Source organism: Pseudomonas sp. GWSMS-1 (genome assembly GCF_049847425.1).
GTDB lineage: Bacteria > Pseudomonadota > Gammaproteobacteria > Pseudomonadales > Pseudomonadaceae > Aquipseudomonas.
Window position 1 is genome coordinate 3887287 of record NZ_JBMHHV010000005.1, and the last position, 15674, is coordinate 3902960.

A 15674-nucleotide genomic window follows, 5' to 3' on the forward strand; every position below is an offset into this window, starting at 1 on the left:
CTTAGTTGCTGGTGAACCCGTTGCGCGACCATTCCACCACCGTCGATCCGTCACTACCACGCCCCAGCGCGTGCCCCGGCCTGCTGCGTATCGTTCAGGCGCTGGACGGTGGTATCTGCCGGGTCAAGCTGGCCGGCGGAGTGCTCAGCAGCAATCAGGCACGCGCCATCGCCGAGGCCGCCAAACGCTGCGCCAGCGGCGTGCTGGAGCTGACCAACCGCAGCAATCTGCAGATTCGTGGCGTATTGCCCGGCCAACAGGCCGAGCTGATCGAGCGCCTGCTCGCCGCCGATCTCGGCCCCAGCAACCCGGCCGCCGACGATGTGCGCAACCTGCTGCTCAGCCCCGCTGCCGGCCTCGATCCGCAGGCCCTGCTCGACACCCGCCCACTGGCCGCCGCGTTGCTTGAGCTGCTGCAGAACACCCCGGCGCTGCATGGGCTGTCGGCCAAGTTCGCCCTGCAGCTGGACGGCGGCGAAGCCTTGGCAATGCTCGAACACCCGCACGATATCTGGCTCAGCGCCCTGCCCGGCACGCCGGCGCGGCTGGCGTTCGGGTTGGCCGGTTGCCCAACGGATACGCCACTCGGGGCGATTCGGGTCGAGCAGGCCGCTGAACTGATCGAGCAGCTGCTGATGCTGTTTCTCAAGCTGGCCGGCAGCGCGCACAGTCGTATGCGTCAACTGCTCAGCGTGATTTCCCACAGCCAACTGCTGCAACAGCTACAGGCGCGCCTGCCCTTCGCCATCCAGCCGGCCCCGCTGGAATGGCAGCGCCAACCGGCTAGCCAGCACGCTGCAATCGGTATTTATCCACAGCAGCAGACGGGGCTGTGCATGGTCGCCGCCACCGTGCGTTTGGGGCGGATTGACGCCACACAACTCAACGCCCTGGCCGATTTGGCCGAGCACTACGGCGATGCCAGCCTGCGCCTGACACCCTGGCAGGGTCTGCTGCTACCAAATATCCCCGAGCACTCGGCAGACTACCTGCTGCACAAACTGGCCGAACTGGGCCTGCTGATCGATGCGCAGGAACCACTTAGCAATCTGATCGCCTGCACCGGCTCAGCCGCCTGCGCCAAGGGCCTGGCCGACAGCAAAGCCGACGCCTTGCTGCTCGCCAAGCGCCTGCGCGCCAGCACAGCGCGGCCGCAGGTGCATCTCAGCGCCTGCCCACGCTCCTGCGCCGCCGCGCATACCGCGCCCTTTACTCTGCTGGCCAGCAGCGCCGGGCATTACCAGCTTTATCAACGCACGCCCGAGGCGGCCGGTTTCGGCCAACTGCTGGCCAGCGCCATGACTATCGACGAGGCCGGCGACTGGTTCGCCGCCCACTGCGCAACAGGAAACAGCGATGCTTGAGTACATCCGCGACGGTCAGGAAATCTACCGCCAATCGTTCGCCACCATCCGCGCCGAGGCCGACCTCAGTGCCATTCCGGCCGATCTGGAAAAGCTCGCCGTGCGGATTATCCACGCCTGCGGCATGGTCGATGTGGTGCAGGACCTGCGCTTCTCGCCCGGTGCCGGCGCCGCTGGCCGCGCGGCACTGGCCAAGGGTGCGGCGATTCTCTGCGATGCGCGGATGGTCGCCGAGGGCATCACCCGCCCGCGCCTGGCCGCGAATAACCCGGTGATCTGCACCCTGCATAACGACGGCGTGATTGAGCAGGCCCGCGCACTGGGTAATACCCGTTCGGCAGTCGCATTGGAACATTGGCGCGAGCACCTGCAAGGCAGCGTGGTGGTGATCGGCAACGCGCCCACCGCGCTGTTCTACCTGCTGGAAATGCTCGACGCCGGCGCGCCAAAACCGGCGCTGATTATCGGCATGCCGGTGGGCTTTATCGGCGCGGCGGAATCCAAGGATGCGCTGGCAGCCGACAGCCGCGGCGTGCCCTATGTGATCGTGCGTGGCCGTCGCGGCGGTAGCGCCATGGCGGTAGCGGCGGTCAACGCCCTGGCTACGGAGGTGGAGTGATGAGCGTACAAAAAGGCCGCTTGCTTGGGATCGGCGTCGGCCCCGGCGACCCCGAACTGATCACCCTCAAGGCCCTGCGCCTGCTGCAATCGGCCGATGTGGTCGGTTACTTCGTGGCCAAGGCCAAAGCCAGCCAGGGCCAGGGCGGTAACGCCTTCGGCATCATCGAGCAGCACCTGACCGATACGCAGCAGCGCCTGCCACTGGTGTACCCGGTGACCACAGAAAAACTCGCCGCGCCGCTGAGCTATGAAGATGTGATCAGCGATTTCTACGACACCTGCGCGGTGCAGATCGCCGCCCGGCTCGACGCCGGCCAGGACGTCGCGGTGATCTGCGAAGGCGACCCGTTCTTCTACGGCTCCTATATGTACCTACACGACCGCCTGGCCGGCCAATACGAGGTGGAAGTGGTGCCCGGCGTGTGCTCCATGCTCGGCTGCGCCTCGGTGCTCGGCACCCCGCTGGTGTACCGCAACCAAAGCCTGAGCGTGCTCTCCGGCGTGCTGCCCGAGGCCGAACTCAAGCAGCGTCTGCACGACGCCGAAGCCGCCGTGATCATGAAGCTGGGGCGCAACTTCGAGAAAGTCCGTCGCGTGTTGCAGGAGCTGGGCATCGATCAGCGTGCCCATTACGTCGAACGCGCCACCATGGGCAACCAACGCATCGTGCCGCTGGATGAAGTGGAGCCGATGTCCTCGCCGTATTTCTCGATGATCGTCATTCCCGGCGAGAAATGGCGCGGTTGATCCGCCCACCGCGCCCCGCCAACTATGGAACACCTTATGACCGCCGCTCCCGCCATCATCATCCTCGGCCCCTCCGCCCTGCCTTGCGCGCGGCGTATCCAGGTGCTTTATCCACAGGCCGAGATCCACGGCCTGCGCAGCCGGGTGACGGACGTTGAGCGCATCTATGCAGACTTTGGCGACACCCTGCGCACGCTCTACCGCGCCGGCACGCCGCTGATTGTGCTGTGCGCCGCCGGCATTGTGATTCGCAGCCTGGCCGCTGTACTGGGCGAGAAAGACAGCGAGCCGCCGGTGCTGGCCGTGGCTGAAGATGGCAGCGCCGTGGTGCCGCTGCTCGGCGGTCTCGGCGGGGTCAACCGCATGGCGCGGGAGCTTGCCGCGCACCTAGAGGTCAGCGCGGCGATCACCACCAGCGGCGAACTGCGCTTCGGCACCTGCCTGCTGGAGCCGCCATCCGGCTATGTGCTGGCCGACTTGGAGCAGGGCAAAGGCTTTGTCAGCGACCTGCTCGGCGGCCAGGCCGTGCGTATCGAGGGTGATGCACCCTGGCTGGCCCAGGCCAAGTTGCCGGTGGATAACCACGCCGCGCGGGTGATCCATATCAGCCCGCACAGCCGCGCGGCCAATGCCGATGAACTGCTGATCCACCCGCAGCAAGTCGCCGTATGGGTCGAGCGCGCCGGCACCGATTTGCTTAGCGAACTGCAGCAAGCCCTGCACAGCAGCAACCTGGCCGCGCAAAGCCTGGCCTGCCTGCTGGCCGCACCAAAGCTGATGGCCAACGCCGAACTGCACAGCGCCGCCGCGCAGCTCAAACTGCCGCTGCGCTTTATCGACGACGCCAGCCAACTGCCGCCGCTGCATAGCCAACACGCCAATCTGCACCTGCTGCTGGCCGCTGCGCCCATCGACGCCACGCAGCTTGGCCGCCCGCGTGGTCGCCTCACGGTGATCGGCCTCGGCCCCGGCGCGGCGGAATTTATGGTGCCCGCCGCGCGTCAGGCGCTGGATGAAGCGCAAGACCTGCTCGGCTACGAAACCTACATCAACATGGCCGGCCCGTTACGCCCGGAACAGGTGCGCCACTGCACCGATAACCGTGAAGAAATGCAGCGCGCCCGCCATGCCTTCGAGTTGGCCGCCAGCGGCCGCCGGGTGGTGGTGGTGTCGTCCGGCGACCCCGGCGTATTCGCCATGGCCGCCGCCGTGCTGGAAGCCCTGCACGAGTCGTGCGACGCCGAATGGCAGCGCGTCGATCTACAGGTATTCCCCGGCGTTTCCGCCGCCCTGGCCACCGCCGCCAAGGCCGGCGCGCCGCTGGGCCACGACTTCTGCCTGATCTCGCTATCCGACAACCTCAAACCCTGGGCCATTATCGAAAAGCGCCTGGCCCACGCCGCCGCCGCCGATCTGGTGATGGCCTTCTACAACCCCATCTCCAAAGCCCGCCCCTGGCAGCTCGGTTCTGCCCTGGAGATCGTCCGCCAGCAGCGCACGCCCGAGACCCTGGTGGTCCTCGGCCGCGATATCGGCCGCCCCGGCGAAACCCTGCGTACCCTGACGCTGGGCGAACTCACGCCAGAAATGGTCGATATGCGCACCCTGGTGATCATCGGCTCCAGCCAAACCTGCCGTTTCCCCCGTGCCGAGGGTGGCGAGTGGGTGTATACGCCGAGGAGTTATCCACAGCTGTAGGATGTGGTCGGACCACGCTGGTTGAGCCTGTGATACCCATCATGGATTACGACGGCTCATAGATGACGGGTTGGCAGCAGCATGGGTATCGCTGCGCTCAACCCATCCTACGAGTTCAATCGTGGTGCGTGCCCGAGCGTTTAAGCAGTTGCTTGCAGCGTTCGGACAGGTGCAGCACGCGCAGGTGTTTGCCGGCTTTGCTGTAGCGTTCGCGCAGGGTTTTTAGCGCGGCGATGGCCGAGTAGTCGACAAAGCTCAGGTGGCGACAGTCCAGGGTGACCTCGGCCGGGTCATTGGCCGGGTCGAACTGGTTGAGAAAGGCCGTGGTCGAGGCGAAGAACAGCGTGCCGTGCAGGCTGTAGAGTTTGCTGCCGTCGGCCTGCAGATGGCTCTCGGCGTAGAGTTCGCGGGCGTGCTGCCAGGCGAAGTTGAGCGCGGCTATGACGATGCCGCAGAGCACGGCGGTGGCCAGATCGGTGAACACGGTGATGGTGGTCACGGCGATGATCACCAGCACATCGTTGCGCGGCACCTTGTGCAGCACACGCAGCGAGGCCCAGGCGAAGGTCTGCTGCGACACCACGAACATCACCCCAACCAACGCAGCCAGCGGGATACGCTCGATCAGCGGCGAGAGAAACAGCACGAACAGCAGGATCATCACCCCGGCCACCACGCCAGAAAGACGGCCGCGCCCGCCGGAGCTGAGGTTGATCACGGTCTGCCCGATCATCGCGCAGCCGCCCATGCCGCCGAACAACCCGGAGGCCATATTGGCCGCGCCCAGGGTCACGCACTCGCGGTCCGGGTAGCCACGGCTCTCGGTAATTTCGTCGGTCAGGTTCAGGGTAAGCAGAGTTTCCAGCAAACCGACCAGGGCCATCAAGATCGCGTAGGGGGCGATGATGCGCAGGGTTTCCAGGGTCCAGGGCACTTGCGGCAAGGCAAACTCCGGCAGGCCGCCGGCAATCTGCGCCATATCGCCCAGGGTGTGGGTCGGCAGGCCGAGCAGGTACACCGCCAGGCCCACGCCGAGGATCGCCACCAGCGCTGGCGGCACGCTACGGGTCAGGCGCGGCAACAGGTAGACGATGGCCATGGTCAACGCCACCAGCCCGAGCATCAAATACAGCGCGTTGCCGCTAAGCCAGGCCTCGCCGTCCTTGAAGTGTTCCAGCTGGGCCAGGGCAATGATGATCGCCAGGCCGTTAACGAAGCCGAGCATCACCGAGTGCGGCACCATGCGGATCAGCTTGCCCAGACGCAGCAGACCGAAGGCGATCATCAGCAATCCGCCCAACAATACGGTAGCGAGCAGGTACTGCGCGCCGTGTTGCACCACCAGCGCGATGATCACCACGGCCATCGATCCGGCAGCACCAGACACCATGCCCGGCCGCCCGCCAAATAGGGCAGTCAGGGTGCAGATGATAAAGGCGCCGTAGAGCCCCATCAGCGGGTTGAGTTGGGCGACCAGGGCGAAGGCGATGCACTCGGGCACCAGGGCGAATGAGGTGGTCAGCCCAGCCAGGACATCGGTGCGTAGACGTTGTACTTTCATAAATGGCCCAAAAGCCATGCCCTGTAAGGCGTGGCGAGATAACAAGGGCCGCGGATTTTACGGCCTCAAGGGTGATCCGGCCAGTTGTTGCTGGTATGCAGGACAGACGGCGCGCTTATCGGCCGGTTTAAGCGCCGAGCTTGCGCAGCAAATAACTATCCATAATCCAGCCATGCTGCTCGCGTAGCTGCGCGCGACGGGTACGGATGGTGTCGGCGACTTCGCTTAGCGGGCCGGCGATCAGCACTTCATCCGGGGTGCCGATATAAGCGCCCCAATAGATATGCATGGGCTGGTCGACAAAGCGTTGGTAGGTGTCCTGGGCGTCGAGCATCACCAGGACGCTGTCCACGCCCTCGGGAAAGCCGCCTTCAGCCAAGCGCCGCGCCGGGGTGATCTGGAAGGCCTGGCCGATGCTGTTAAAGCAGACCTTATGCTTGGCCGCCAAGGCTTGCAGGCTGGTGATGCCGGGGATGACTTCGTATTCGATCTGCTCACTGCTGTTGGCGACGATCTGTTCGACGATGCGCAGGGTGCTGTCGTACAGCGCCGGGTCGCCCCAGACCAGAAAGGCCCCGGTTTCGCAGTCGGCCATTTGCTCGCGAATCATTCCTTCAAACACCTGCTGTTTGTCCTGATTAAGGTCGACCACGCTGCCGCGATAGTCCGGCAAATCGCGCACCCGCTCCGGGCACTCGGCGCTGGCAAAGCGGTAGTCGCGGCCCTGGATAAAGCGCTCGCAGATGGTCTTGCGCAGGCCGATCAGGCTGTCCTTGGCGCTGCCCTTGTCCATCAGGAAGAATACGTCCGTGCGGTTCAGCGCGTTGATCGCCTGCACGGTCAGGTAGTCCGGGTCGCCGGCACCGATGCCGATTATCAACAGGGTTTTCATAAGGCTGTCTCCAGGCTGCCAGCTAACAGCGGCAGCGAATCGATATGTCGGTAGTCTGCGCCCAGCTCAGCGGCCAGTTGGCGGGCGCGGCCGAGGCGGATCGGCGCGCTTTCAATGTCCACCAGCAGCGCCGGGCAAACGCTTGGCGCTAACGCCGGCCAGTCACGCAGACGGCCATCGGTGATGATCAACAACCGCTGCGTTTCGCCCGGGTGTAAGCGCTGACGCCGCGCCTGCCAGTTGGCGGCCTGCTGCACAGCGGCAAGCAACGGCGTGCCGCCGCCCGCGCCCAATTCGGCAAGCCAATCTTGCAAGGCCTGGGAGGCTTTCTGCCCCTGCCACAGCCACTGCGCCTGGCGGCCAGTGGCGTGCAGCAAGGCCAGGCGCGCACGTTGCCGGCGTGCCTGCTCGAATACTTCACTGAGCAGACCTTTGGCCTTGCTCAGTGCACCATGGCGGCGAGTCGAGGCCGAGGCATCGACGATCACCAGCCAGAGTTCAGCCGGCTTGCTGCTGCTCGGACGTAATAGCAAATCCTGTCGAGTACGCGGACGCCCTTTAAGCAGGCTCGCCGGCCAGTCGATACGACCCGCAGTGCCACTGCGACTGGCACCGCTGCGACCATTGCCGAGTGTGCCGGGAGCGGCCCGGGCATCCGCGCCTGGGGCTGTGCGCGGGCGGATGCCTAGGGCTTTTTTGTCCAGCGTGGCGGTTCACGCCGGACGCCGAGGCTTTGCACTTGGGCGGGTAACTCGCCCCACTGGCCTTCGCCTTGCGGCGCTTGTGGCTGTTCGCTGGGCGCACTGTTGTTTGGCTGAGATTCGGGCTGAGAGTGTGGCGGCTGCGCGGCAGGCGGCGGATTCTGCCGGCGACGGTGACGCAGAACGAAGTCTGCCACTGCGTCGATATCCTCGGCGGCAATCTGCTCGACGCCGCGCCAGGCGGCATGCGCCCGAGCGGCGCGCAGCCAGACCAGATCAGCACGCAAACCATCGACGGCGGCGGCAAAACAACGCTGGCTGATTTGCTCCAACGCGGCGTCAGCCAAGGGAATCGCCGCCAGGCGCTCACGGGCACTCTGGCAACGCTCGCGCAGCTCGTTTTGTTGCACCTGCCAACGCTGCAGAAACGCCTGCGGGTCGGCATCAAAGGCCAGTCGGCGGCGGACAATCTCGGCGCGCTGCGCCGGTTGCGGCTGGGCGTCCAGGGCCAGATTAAGGCCGAAGCGGTCGAGCAACTGCGGGCGCAGTTCGCCCTCTTCCGCGTTCATGGTGCCGATCAGCACAAAGCGCGCGGCATGCCGATGGGAAATGCCGTCGCGCTCGATATGGTTGACCCCGCTGGCGGCGGCATCCAGCAGCAGGTCGACCAGGTGATCGGGCAGCAGGTTGACCTCATCCACGTACAGCACGCCGCCATTGGCCTTGGCCAAAAGGCCGGGGCTGAACTGCGCGCGGCCCTCGCCCAGCGCGGCGTCGAGATCGAGGGTGCCGACGATGCGCTCCTCACTCGCGCCCAGCGGCAGGGTGACAAAGGTGCCGCTGGCTAGCAGATCGGCCAGGCCACGGGCCAGAGTCGATTTAGCCATGCCGCGCGGCCCTTCGATCAGCACGCCGCCAATCGCCGGATCAATCGCCGCCAGGCACAACGCCAGCTTGAGATCGTCAGCGCCGACCACGGCAGCGAGAGGGAAATGGGCGGTATCGGTCATGGCGCAATCCGGCTGGGCAAAGGCCGGCATTGTAACAGCGGGTCGTCGAATCCCATTGTGCTGTTCTGCTATGGCCGGCGGTTGGGCAAGGCTGGCGCGTGGCGAAACTCAAGCGCTAAACCCGGGTATTAGGAGCGAAATGCGACACACGTCAGTGCAAGGACGGATGAAAAAAACCTAATCCACACCTGAGTAAAAACCCTCGGCAAGCGCTTTAGCGCGCGCCTAGGGCTTGCAATCGTCCCGCCCCCTGAATTACCTTCAGAACCATTCAACGGAGCTTCCCATGTCGCCAACCCTGATCCTGAACAGCACCCGCCTCGATGCAGCCTGCATCGTCATCGCGCGTGCCCAGACGTCTGTGATGGCGGCTGCTGCGTATTTTTATGGGTATTGGTTTAGCCACAAGCGCGCCTGATACCCCACAGGCGCCCTAGCAACTCAGGGTCGCCACCAGACAGTTTCTCGAAACCCCCGGTCGGCCTCCCGACCGGGGGTTTTGTTTTTCCGGCACATCGATTGTTCACAGAGGATTTCAGCATGAGCGCCTATATCAACTGCATCACCTACCAAACCTATTACCGCTACGACTGGCGATTTACCGGCGGCAGCGCCGCACATCCACTCAATCGAACACCCCATCGCCCCAGTTAGAACGCCGCACGCGGTAACATCCGCGCCGGCCGAGGAAATCACCATGTCCGTAGCCGTCAATTCCCGCTCCACCGTTAAACCCGCCGACCTGCACCTGGTCACCACAGCGGCCCGTCGCCACACCTCGCCCTTGCCTAGCGCCACCCAGTTGCGCGAAGAGCTGCCCCTCTCTGCCGCCCTGGCGCGCCAGGTGCAGCAACAGCGCCAGTCGATCCGCGCCATTCTCGACGGTCACGATCCGCGCCTGCTGGTGGTGGTCGGCCCCTGCTCCCTGCACGATGATGCCGCCGTACTCGAATACGCCGAGCGCCTGGCCGCCCTTAACCAACGGGTGGGCGATCGCCTGCTGCTGGTGATGCGCGCCTACGTCGAAAAACCGCGCACCACGGTGGGCTGGAAGGGCCTGGTCTACGATCCGGCGCTGGATGGCAGCGGCGACATGGCCGCAGGCTTGCGCCGCTCGCGGCTCTTGATGCTGCGCTTGCTGGAACTGGGCCTGCCGCTGGCCAGTGAGATTCTGCAACCGCTGGTGGCGGGCTACTTCGACGACCTGCTCGGCTGGGCGGCAATTGGCGCACGCACCAGCGAATCCCAGGTGCACCGCGAGCTGGTCAGCGGCCTGGAGATGCCAGTGGGCTTCAAGAACGGCACCGATGGCAGCCTCGGTATCGCCTGCGACGCCATGCGCTCGGCGGCGCATGCCCATCAGCACTTCGGCGTCGATGGGCACGGCCATCCGGCGCTGGTGCAGACTCAGGGCAACCCGGACACCCACCTGGTACTGCGCGGTGGCCACGGTGCGCCGAACTACGACGCCGCCAGCATCGCCACGGCGCGCGCCGAACTGGAGCGCCAAGGCATCACGCCACGGATCATGGTCGACTGCAGCCACGCCAACAGCGGCAAAGACCCGCTGCGCCAGCCCGACGTGCTGCGCAGCGTGCTCGATCAACGCCTGGCCGGCGACGGCACCTTACGCGCAGTGATGATCGAAAGCCACCTGTTCGATGGCGCCCAGAGCCTCGGCGGCGAGCTGCGCTACGGCGTGTCGATCACCGACGCTTGCCTGGGCTGGGACGGCACCGAACGCATGCTAGTCGACGCCGCCGTGCGCATGCGCGAGCTGGTTTAACCCTGACGGCGCGAGCATCGATCAGCCTGTGGCCACGGACATTCGCGAAGCTGTTTTAACCCAACCGGTTCGCGGCTAAAGCCCCTCCCACAGAACTAGCTGCTCCGTGGGAGGGGCTTTAGCCGCGAGGTTTTTAGCCCTGCGCTGAGTGTCGCGACAGCGATCTACCCTAGGATTCTTCGCTGTCGATCAGCAGGTTTTCCAGGGTCTCGCGGTACTCACCCGGTTCCTGCCAGAGGCCCCGCTGTTGAGCTTCGAGCAGGCGTTCAAGGATGTCCTGCAAGGCACCGGGGTTGTGTTGCTGGATAAAGTCTCGGGTGCTTTTGTCGAGCAAATAGGCATCGGTGAGCAGCGCGTATTGGTGGTCGTCGACCAGCTCGCTGGTGGCGTCGAAGGCGAACAGGTAGTCGATGGTCGCCGCTAACTCGAACGCGCCTTTGTAGCCATGGCGCTTCATGCCTTCGATCCACTTGGGGTTGGCCGCGCGGGCGCGCACCACGCGATTCAGCTCTTCCTTCAAGGTGCGGATGCGCGGGGTATCCGGTTGGCTGTTGTCGCCGTGGTAACTGGCCACTTTGGCCCCGCGCAGGGTTTCCACGGCCGCGAGCATGCCGCCCTGGAATTGGTAGTAGTCGTTAGAGTCGAGGATGTCGTGCTCGCGGTTGTCCTGGTTGTGCAGCACCGCCTGCATCTGCTCCAAACGCTCGGCGAACTGCGCCCGCGCCGGGGTGCCTTCGCTGTGTTTGCCGTAGGCGTAGCCGCCCCAGTTGAGGTAGACCTCGGCCAGGTCTTCGCGGGTTTGCCACAGGCGTTCTTCGATAGCGTTCTGCACGCCCGCGCCATAAGCCCCCGGCTTGGAGCCGAAGATCCGCCAGCCGGCTTGCTTGCGCGCCTCGGCTTCGTCCAGGCCGCTGTCTTGCAGGGTCAGGGATTCACGCCAAACCTGCGCCGACAGCGGGTTCATGTCCTCTGGCTCATCCAGGTCAACCACTGCCTGCACGGCATCATCGAACAGGCGAATCAGGTTGCTGAAGGCATCGCGGAAGAACCCGGAAACGCGCAAGGTCACGTCCACCCTCGGGCGGCCGAGTTGCGTCAACGGCAGCACCTCGAAGCGTTCAACGCGCTGGCTGCCGGCCTGCCACACCGGGCGCACACCCATCAGCGCCAGGGCTTGGGCCATGTCATCACCGCCGGTGCGCATGGTCGCCGTGCCCCACATCGACAGGCCGAGCTGACGCAGGTGGTCGCCGTGGTCCTGCAAATGCCGTTCAAGCAGCCGATCCGCCGCTTGCACGCCGATGCGCCAGGCCGTCGGCGTGGGCAGGTTGCGCACATCAACGCTGTAGAAATTGCGCCCAGTGGGCAGTACATCAAGGCGACCGCGACTCGGCGCGCCACTCGGCCCGGCAGGGACAAAGCGCCCATCCAGGGCCGATAACAGGCCGTGCATCTCAGCCGCGCCGCAGGCATCCAGCAAGGGGGCGATCTGCTCACGCAAACGCTGCAGCACCTGGCGACTTTGCGCACCCACGGCTTCTCCATCTGCGGTATCAATCAGGCGTAGGGCCAACAGCTCCAAACGCTCGCGGGTATCGCCGGCACTGCGCCAGGCCTCATCGCTTAACCCTGCCAACAGCGCCGGGCGCGGGCCTTGCCAGGGCGCGGCCATGTCGCAGTCGAGCGGGTCGAAGTCCAACTGCAGATCGCTGGCCAAGGCGCGCAGCAGGCTGGCATTGCTGCCCTGGCCGTCGCCACGGGGGATGCGCAGCAGCGCCAGCAAGGTATCGCGGCGCAGCGTGCCGGCCGGTGATTCGCCGAATACATGCAGGCCGTCGCGTATCTGCGATTCCTTCAAATCACATAAATAGGCGTCGAGCTGCGGCAGCCAGCTGTTGGGGTCTTCGTTGAGTTGCAGGCCCAATTCACGATCCAGGCTGGCCTCGCGCACCTTGAGCAGAATCTCGCCACGCAGCTCGGCGGCGCGGCGCAGATCGAGCTGGCTGGCCTCGTAATACTCGTCGGCCAGGCGCTCCAGATCACGCAATAGACCGTAGCTTTCGGCGCGGGTCAGCGGTGGCATCAGGTGGTCGATGATCACCGCCTGGGTACGCCGTTTGGCCTGCGCGCCCTCGCCCGGATCGTTGACGATAAACGGGTAGATATTCGGCAGCGGGCCAAAAATCGCGCTCGGCCAGCATTGCGCGGACAAACCGACACTCTTGCCCGGCAGCCATTCCAGGTTGCCGTGCTTGCCGACGTGGATCACTGCATCGGCAGCAAACACCTTACGCAACCAGCAGTAGAACGCCAGGTAGCCATGCGGCGGCACCAGATCGGGGTCGTGATACACCGCCGCTGCATCCAGCTGATAACCGCGCGCCGGCTGAATGCCGACAAAGGTCAGGCCGAAGCGCAGGCCGGCGATCATCAGCCGCCCGCTGCGGAACATCGGATCCGTTTCAGGTGCGCCCCAGCGCTCAAGCACCGACTGTTGATTGGCTTGCGGCAGGCTGTGGAAGAACGCCAGGTAATCGTCCAGCGCCAGACTTTGCGCGCAAGGCCGCAGGTCCAGGTTATCAAGGTCGTTGGTCACCCCGCCGAGCAGGCTGTGGATAAGTGCAGTGCCGCTCGCCGGCAGGTTATCCACCGGGTAACCCTGCTGCTGCATGGTCTGGAGGATGTTCAGCGCCGCCGCCGGGGTGTCCAGGCCGACGCCGTTGCCGATGCGCCCGTCGCGGGTCGGATAGTTGGCCAGCACCAGGGCGATGCGTTTGTCGGCGTTGGCCTTGTCGGCCAGGGCGATCCAGTTGCGCGCCAGCTCAGCGACAAAATCCATCCCCGCTAAATGCGGCTGATAACACACCACATCGCTCTGGCTGCGCTCACTGCGCCAGGCCAGGCCTTTAAAGCTGATCGGCTGGGTGATCAGCCGGCCGTCCAGCTCGGGCAACACGACATGCATGGCCAGGTCACGCGAGCCCAGGCCCTGGGCGCTGGCGTGCCACTGCGCATGGTTATCCAGCGAGCAAATGGCCTGCAGCACCGGGATATCGCGGCGGAATGGCCGCGCACTCGGCGCTTCCGGGTTGGACAAGGCGAACGCGGTGGTGTTGATGATCAGCGCCGTGCCGGTGTCATCCAGCCAGGTTTCGACCTGGGCTAGGCAGGCGGCCTCCTTGAGGCTGGCCACGGCAATCGGCAGCGGATTCAGACCCTGAGCCTGCAAGCATTGGCAGAACACGTCGATAAAGCCGGTGTTTGCCGCCTGCACCTGGGTGCGATAAAACAGCAGCGCCACCACCGGCGCAGCGGCTTGCCAATTGACCTGCCAGTCGGCCAACACCGCGCTGGCCTGCTGCGGGTGATACAGGCCCACGCGCGGCAACGGCTGCGGCTCGACCCAGGCATAGTCTCGTTGCAACCACTGGCTAGCGGTGCAATTAAACAGCTGCCGAGCATTCTGCGCGCCGCCCTGACGGAGGAACTGCCAGAGCCGCTCGGCCTCAGCCTGCGGCACATTGCTCAGGCCCATCAGCTCGGGGTCAGGGTTGTCGCAGCCAGGCACCATAATCACCCGCGCACCGCGCTCGGCCAGCTCAACCAAACGCTCGATGCCGTAGCGCCAGTAACTGACGCCGCCGTGCACGGCAATCAGGATGACCTTGGCGTGTTGCAGCACCTGCTCGACATAAAGGTCCACCGAGGCGTGATTGCTCAGCTGCGCCGGACTGGCTAGGCGCAGGCTCGGGTAATCCTCGGGTAACTGCCGCGCCACCTCTGCCAGCAACGACAGCTGCGAATCGCCGGTGCAGAGAATCACCAGCTCGGCCGGGGTCTGGCCGAGGTCGGCGATGCTGTCGACCGGCACTTGGCTGCCAGGCTGGGTACGGATTAGGTGCATGGGGGCTTAGTTCGCCAGTGCCGCCTGCAATTCAGCGGTGATAGCGGCCTGATCAAGCTGCTGACCGATGACAATCAAGCGGCTGACCCGTGCTTCATCGGCCTGCCAGGCGCGGTCGAAGTGCTTGTCGAAACGCTGACCAACACCTTGCAGCAGCAAGCGCATCGGCTTGCCGGGAATCGCCGCGAAACCCTTGATGCGCAGAATGCCATGCTTGGCCACTGCGTCCTTCAATGCGCCCAGCAAACGCGCCTCCTCGGCCTCCGGTAGTTCCACGTGGAACGAGTCGAATTCGTCGTGATCGTGATCTTCATGCCCTTCTAGGTCATGGTGGGTTTTGCGGCCTTCAATGTGCAGCTCGGTTTCGCAGTTCAGGCCCAGCAGCACGTTCAGCGGCAGTTCACCGCCGTGGGCTGCGATGATTTTCACCGCTGGCGGCAACTCTTCCGCCACTTCGGCGCGCACCGCTGCCAGGGCGTCGGCGTCGAGCAGGTCGGCTTTATTAAGGATGACTAGGTCAGCACTTGCCAGTTGGTCGGCGAACAGCTCATGCAACGGCGATTCGTGGTCGAGGTTTGGGTCAAGCTTGCGCTGCTGATCAACCTGATCAGGGAAGGCAGCGAAGGTGCCGGCGGCCACAGCCGGGCTGTCGACCACAGTGATCACCGCATCAACGGTGCAGGCGTTACGGATTTCTGGCCAGTTGAAGGCCTGAACCAGCGGCTTGGGCAGGGCCAGACCGGAGGTTTCAATCAGGATATGGTCGAGGTCGCCACGGCGTGCCACCAACTCGCGCATCACCGGAAAAAACTCTTCCTGCACGGTGCAGCACAAACAGCCGTTGGCCAGCTCAAAGACGCGGCCGTTGGCTTCTTCTTCGCTGCAACCGATGGAGCACTGTTTGAGGATTTCGCCGTCGATGCCCAGCTCGCCGAACTCGTTGACGATCACAGCGATACGCCGACCGCCCGCGTTTTCCAGCATGTGGCGCAGCAAGGTGGTTTTACCGGCACCGAGAAAGCCGGTAACGATGGTGACGGGAAGTTTGCCGAGGGTTTGCATGGCGAGTCCTGCGTGACGTCGAAAGAAAGACGAGCAGGAGGCGGCACAGACATGACAGCCACGGGGCGTCAGCCAACACCACCGGATCACCCCGCCCGGTTGTCGAAAACGTGACGAGGCAGGTCTCCTGGCTCACGGTCTGCGCGCTGCGCGACCCTTCTACCTTCCCGCCCATGGCAGTGGTGTATTGAAGGGCTTTCGACCGTTCACAGTTGCGGGGGCAGCCAAGGCATTCACCTTGTTCCCTCTTAGCTTCGCGGCAGAGCCGCGAAGAACCTCGAACGCGGCAAGGCTACGCAGACCATGACGGCCGGTCAATCACGGTTGA

Annotated in this window: 12 protein-coding genes and 1 riboswitch; of the genes, 6 read left to right on the plus strand and 6 right to left on the minus strand. The window is 64.8% G+C overall.

Going from position 1 to position 15674, the window contains the following annotated elements:
* Nucleotides 1–20 precede the first annotated feature (20 nt).
* From cobG to cobJ, 4 genes are read left to right on the plus strand one after another with little or no spacing between them, the layout of a single operon-like run.
* Nucleotides 21–1364 (plus strand): precorrin-3B synthase, encoded by a 1344-nt coding sequence (gene cobG, locus ACEPAJ_RS21740; protein WP_425917846.1) that lies wholly within the window; start codon nucleotides 21–23, stop codon nucleotides 1362–1364.
* Nucleotides 1357–1983 carry a precorrin-8X methylmutase gene (locus tag ACEPAJ_RS21745; protein ID WP_425917848.1) on the plus strand — a complete coding sequence of 209 codons (627 nt, stop codon included), beginning with the start codon at nucleotides 1357–1359 and terminating at the stop codon, nucleotides 1981–1983. The genes cobG and ACEPAJ_RS21745 overlap by 8 nt, the downstream gene beginning before the upstream one ends.
* The gene (locus ACEPAJ_RS21750; protein WP_425917850.1) at nucleotides 1980–2732 is read left to right on the plus strand and encodes a precorrin-2 C(20)-methyltransferase; all 753 of its coding nucleotides are present in this window, start codon (nucleotides 1980–1982) and stop codon (nucleotides 2730–2732) included. The genes ACEPAJ_RS21745 and ACEPAJ_RS21750 overlap by 4 nt, the downstream gene beginning before the upstream one ends.
* 36 nt (nucleotides 2733–2768) lie before the next feature.
* A complete protein-coding gene (gene cobJ, locus ACEPAJ_RS21755; protein WP_425917852.1) occupies nucleotides 2769–4430 on the plus strand; it encodes a precorrin-3B C(17)-methyltransferase in 1662 nt (553 codons plus the stop codon).
* A 115-nt stretch (nucleotides 4431–4545) separates the two neighbouring features.
* Here the strand turns inward: cobJ and ACEPAJ_RS21760 are convergent, their stop codons facing one another.
* From ACEPAJ_RS21760 to ACEPAJ_RS21775, 4 genes are all read right to left on the minus strand, one after another.
* On the minus strand, nucleotides 4546–5991 hold the full coding sequence (locus tag ACEPAJ_RS21760; RefSeq protein WP_425917854.1) for a SulP family inorganic anion transporter: 1446 nt from the start codon (nucleotides 5989–5991) through the stop codon (nucleotides 4546–4548).
* Between the two features lie 127 nt (nucleotides 5992–6118).
* A complete protein-coding gene (gene cobF, locus ACEPAJ_RS21765) occupies nucleotides 6119–6883 on the minus strand; it encodes a precorrin-6A synthase (deacetylating) (protein WP_425917856.1) in 765 nt (254 codons plus the stop codon).
* On the minus strand, nucleotides 6880–7566 hold the full coding sequence (locus tag ACEPAJ_RS21770; protein WP_425918145.1) for a vWA domain-containing protein: 687 nt from the start codon (nucleotides 7564–7566) through the stop codon (nucleotides 6880–6882). Before ACEPAJ_RS21770 ends, cobF begins: the two co-directional genes overlap by 4 nt.
* Nucleotides 7567–7568: 2 nt before the next feature.
* Nucleotides 7569–8594, minus strand: a complete 1026-nt coding sequence (locus ACEPAJ_RS21775) for an ATP-binding protein (RefSeq protein ID WP_425917858.1) — start codon at nucleotides 8592–8594, stop codon at nucleotides 7569–7571.
* 286 nt (nucleotides 8595–8880) lie between these two features.
* Here ACEPAJ_RS21775 and ACEPAJ_RS21780 point away from each other — a divergent pair, with 286 nt between their 5' ends.
* Both ACEPAJ_RS21780 and ACEPAJ_RS21785 read left to right on the plus strand, forming a co-directional pair.
* On the plus strand, nucleotides 8881–9012 hold the full coding sequence (locus ACEPAJ_RS21780) for a hypothetical protein (RefSeq protein ID WP_425917860.1): 132 nt from the start codon (nucleotides 8881–8883) through the stop codon (nucleotides 9010–9012).
* 279 nt (nucleotides 9013–9291) lie between these two features.
* Nucleotides 9292–10380: a 3-deoxy-7-phosphoheptulonate synthase gene (locus tag ACEPAJ_RS21785; protein ID WP_425917862.1), complete on the plus strand. Its 1089-nt coding sequence runs from the start codon at nucleotides 9292–9294 to the stop codon at nucleotides 10378–10380.
* Nucleotides 10381–10549: 169 nt separating this feature from the next.
* Here ACEPAJ_RS21785 and cobN read toward each other — a convergent pair whose 3' ends face one another.
* Entirely contained in the window at nucleotides 10550–14284 is a 3735-nt protein-coding gene (gene cobN / locus ACEPAJ_RS21790) for a cobaltochelatase subunit CobN (RefSeq protein WP_425917864.1), read from the minus strand.
* Between the two features lie 6 nt (nucleotides 14285–14290).
* Nucleotides 14291–15346 carry a cobalamin biosynthesis protein CobW gene (gene cobW / locus ACEPAJ_RS21795; protein WP_425917866.1) on the minus strand — a complete coding sequence of 352 codons (1056 nt, stop codon included), beginning with the start codon at nucleotides 15344–15346 and terminating at the stop codon, nucleotides 14291–14293.
* Between the two features lie 100 nt (nucleotides 15347–15446).
* Nucleotides 15447–15641, minus strand: a riboswitch (cobalamin riboswitch).
* Nucleotides 15642–15674: the final 33 nt, after the last annotated feature.

What these genes read in the sequence shown, in the direction of transcription:
- ACEPAJ_RS21785 (WP_425917862.1), top strand. Translation starts at nt 9,292, where the DNA reads ATGTCCGTAGCCGTCAATTCCCGCTCCACCGTTAAACCCGCCGACCTG.
- ACEPAJ_RS21775 (WP_425917858.1), bottom strand. Translation starts at nt 8,594, where the DNA reads ATGACCGATACCGCCCATTTCCCTCTCGCTGCCGTGGTCGGCGCTGAC.
- ACEPAJ_RS21760 (WP_425917854.1), bottom strand. Translation starts at nt 5,991, where the DNA reads ATGAAAGTACAACGTCTACGCACCGATGTCCTGGCTGGGCTGACCACC.
- cobN (WP_425917864.1), bottom strand. Translation starts at nt 14,284, where the DNA reads ATGCACCTAATCCGTACCCAGCCTGGCAGCCAAGTGCCGGTCGACAGC.
- cobW (WP_425917866.1), bottom strand. Translation starts at nt 15,346, where the DNA reads ATGCAAACCCTCGGCAAACTTCCCGTCACCATCGTTACCGGCTTTCTC.
- ACEPAJ_RS21780 (WP_425917860.1), top strand. Translation starts at nt 8,881, where the DNA reads ATGTCGCCAACCCTGATCCTGAACAGCACCCGCCTCGATGCAGCCTGC.
- ACEPAJ_RS21745 (WP_425917848.1), top strand. Translation starts at nt 1,357, where the DNA reads ATGCTTGAGTACATCCGCGACGGTCAGGAAATCTACCGCCAATCGTTC.
- cobJ (WP_425917852.1), top strand. Translation starts at nt 2,769, where the DNA reads ATGACCGCCGCTCCCGCCATCATCATCCTCGGCCCCTCCGCCCTGCCT.
- cobF (WP_425917856.1), bottom strand. Translation starts at nt 6,883, where the DNA reads ATGAAAACCCTGTTGATAATCGGCATCGGTGCCGGCGACCCGGACTAC.